Raw genomic sequence first — 3,054 nt, forward strand, 5'->3', positions numbered from 1 at the left:
CCGTCTTCGCCCAGTCCACGGTGTGCCCCACGTGCACCGGCAGCACGCCTTCGACGCGGCTGCGCAGCCCCCCCCCCCCGGCGGGGCCGGTCTGTTATAAACAACACCCCGCCCACGCGCCCCCAAGACAGTGCGGGTTGGGGGGTGGGGGGGGAGGCGTTGGCGGGGGCGCAGCATCTGGGCGACGGCGGGTTTGCCGCCGGGGCAGAGTCCTGCTTCGCGGAGTTGGCGGCGGGTTCGCAGGTGTTCGGGTGCGGCGTTCCACGGGTAGGTGGGCATGGGGTGGTGGTCGGCGTTCGGGTCGTGGCAGTCGAGGCTGGTGCGGTAGCGGTGTTCGGGCATGGGTGTCTCCCGGGTGGTGAGGGGTGGAGGGGTGTACGCAGAATCCGCGAAATACGCAGAATTAAGCTGCGGGGGTCGTTTCTGCTGTTCAGAGCCCTGGAAGGTGATCTTGGTGGGTGTACGCAGAATGTACGCAAAATGACTGCAAAAATATGTGCAGGTCAGCGGCTTGTGTCCGTGGTGGGCCGCGTCTGAGCTGGGAAGATTTCTGCGTACATTCTGCGTACATTCTGCGTACATTCCTGTAGCTCTGTGACCTGCGGGAACGGGTTTTTGCGGATTGTGCGGATTGTGCGTACGGGGTCAGGGGCGGTCGTCGGGGGCGCGGTAGGTGGGGTGGGGCCAGTAGGTCGGGCTCGGTTTGCGGCCGGGGCCGGTACGGGCGGGTGGATCGACGCGCACGATGTGGCCGCAGTCTTCGAGGACGCTCAAGGCTGGGTCGATCGCGGCGGCGGTGCCGAAGTGGCGGCGGTGGTTGTTGAGGATGTCCCGGCGGGTGAAGCAGGTGGGCCGGGTACGTTCGATCCAGGCGAGGATGGTGCGGGCGTCGTCGAGGGTGGCGTCGGTGCCCATGTGGTCGTAGGTGGCCAGGGCGTGGGCGAGGAAGTACTCGCCGAGCCGTCGGGCCGCGGCGAAGGTCTCGCCGGTGATCTCGTGCTCGCCTGCGGTGTCGAGGTGGCGGGCGGCGTGGAGGTTCCCGGCCAGGCGGGCGACGGCGCCGGGGTATTTCCCGGCCCAGTCGGTCATGTGCCCGTAGGCCGCGCCGGGCCGCAGGTGTGGCTCGATCTCCGCCTGAAGCTCGTACATGGCCTCGTTCGCGTCGTTGCTGAACACGAACGGCACCGGCTTGGACAGGCCCGCGTAGTGGTGGACCAGGGTGCGCACGCGGGTGTCGTAGGCGGTGGCGACCTCGTCCGGGATCGGCGCGGCCGCGCGGGTTTCGCGGAACCCGAGCGTGGAGGTCGGCAGCGAGTACAGGAACCGGCCCAACAAACCCTTGTCCCGGGCGTCGGTGATCCCGGCCAGGTTCTTGAGCACGATCGGCTGCACGACCAGCCCGAGCGTGAGGTGCGCGGCGTCGACGCGGATCTCGTCGCGGCCTTGGCGCTCGACGTCGAGCGGTTCCCCGGCGTGTCCGGACAGGAACACGTCGAAGTTCGGGGTGCCGGAGTAGCGCCCGGCGATGATCGAGATGATGCCGCCTTCCGGTGCGAGCACGGCGAGCCTGCCGCCCTGCTCGATCAGGCGGGCGGTGGCCTTCTCCGGGGTGATGTTGTTGACCGCGAGCTTCGGCTTCGGTGGCACCGACAGGCTCTGCGCGTGCAGCGCCGCATTGGTGGCGCCGTCGATGGTGGCGGGGTCGTCTGAACTGGCCTTCTCTTCAGCGTCACGGGCTTCGCGTTCGGCGATGCGCTTGGCGAGCTGGGCGGCTTCGATCTTCGGCATGGCCTGCTCGATGAGGTGCTGTTCGACGGCGTAGACCGGGGCGGTCATGACCCGGAACACCTCGGACTTGCGGGCGCCGGGCGGCAGGGCGGCGATCAGGAACAGGTTCGCGGGCTCGCTGTAGCCGCGGCGGATGCGGATCGAGGCGCGGCCGCCGATCGCGGTCGACATCGCCGCGAGCGCGACGCTTCCGGCCAGGTCCGCCGGGGTCTGGGTGAACTCGGCGACCGCACCGACCATGTCGGCCAGCCAGCCGGGCAGCGCGTCGACCGGGAACGCGGGCAGGTCACGCACGCTGTCCAGCGGGATCGGCGCATCCTCCCACCGCGCGGCGTGCTGGCCTGCGGTGTCGGGGACGGCGTGCAGGTGGGTGGTCACGGGTTCCTCCTCTCCGGTGCGGGCGGGATGGTCCGGGCGCTGGATGCGCCCGATACCGGGGCTTTGGGGCTGTGGTGTGCTCATGCGGCGTTGCCTCGCGGGGTGAGCGTGCGGGGGTTGTGGGCGGCGGCGCGGAAGGCGGAGTCGACGGTGGTGTCGATCTGCTCAGCGGTCCACGGTTCGTGGGGTCTCGTCAGCGGTAGCCGGGACATGGCGTGGTGCAGGGCGGTGCGCACTGTGGCGTCGTCGACTGCTCCTCCGGCGACCAGGCGGCCGAGCGCGAGCGCGGCTTCGTAGAGGGTGCGGTTCTGACGCCCTGACTCCGCCGCTGTGACTCGCGCGGTCTCAGCCCGAACCGCTGCTGCCACGTACCCGGACAGGCGGGCAGGGGCGATCTCACGGGGCGCTGAGAGCGCCGGAGACGGACGCGGAGCGGCGGCCCGGCGCAACCACACCGGCGGATCGGCCGGTTCGGTGTCGTCGAGCAGGTTGTAGAACCCTTCCGGGGTGATCGAACCGGGCGCGACGACGTAGCCGCCACCGGCGCGGGTGTCGACGAGCGGCCCGAGCGTGCCTGCGGTGTTGCGGAATCCGGCAGGCGCACGGAAGTAGTGGTGTGTCCCGCCGGAGGGGGTGGCCACGGTGTAGGTCTCCGGCCAGGGTTCGCCGGAGCGGCGTACGAGGCTGGCGAGCACGCCCGCGCCGGTGGTGATCCCCAGCGTGTTCCAGCCGTCGGGCATCCGGTGTGCGTGCCCGGGCTGGTCGCAGTCGACCACCAGGAGCCCGGATCGTCCCGTGGCGAGGCCGACGTTTTTCCTGGAGTTGTCGGGCCACCAAGCATGGATCTGCGCTTCGTCGGTTGTCGGCCGCTGTTCCCACTTCTTGATG

The 3,054-nt window shown here is 70.0% G+C and carries 2 protein-coding genes; both read right to left on the bottom strand.

Going from position 1 to position 3,054, the window contains the following annotated elements:
* Positions 1 to 645 precede the first annotated feature (645 nt).
* Positions 646 to 2,166, bottom strand: coding sequence for a YfjI family protein (locus LCD35_RS29600; protein ID WP_225045314.1), 1,521 nt, complete (start codon positions 2,164 to 2,166; stop codon positions 646 to 648).
* Between the two features lie 80 nt (positions 2,167 to 2,246).
* Positions 2,247 to 3,054, bottom strand: an 808-nt coding sequence (locus LCD35_RS29605; protein ID WP_225045315.1) for a bifunctional DNA primase/polymerase, incomplete at its 5' end; no start/stop codon positions are given.

Source organism: Saccharopolyspora sp. 6V (genome assembly GCF_020176785.1).
Classification (GTDB): Bacteria; Actinomycetota; Actinomycetes; order Mycobacteriales; family Pseudonocardiaceae; genus Saccharopolyspora_C; species Saccharopolyspora_C gregorii.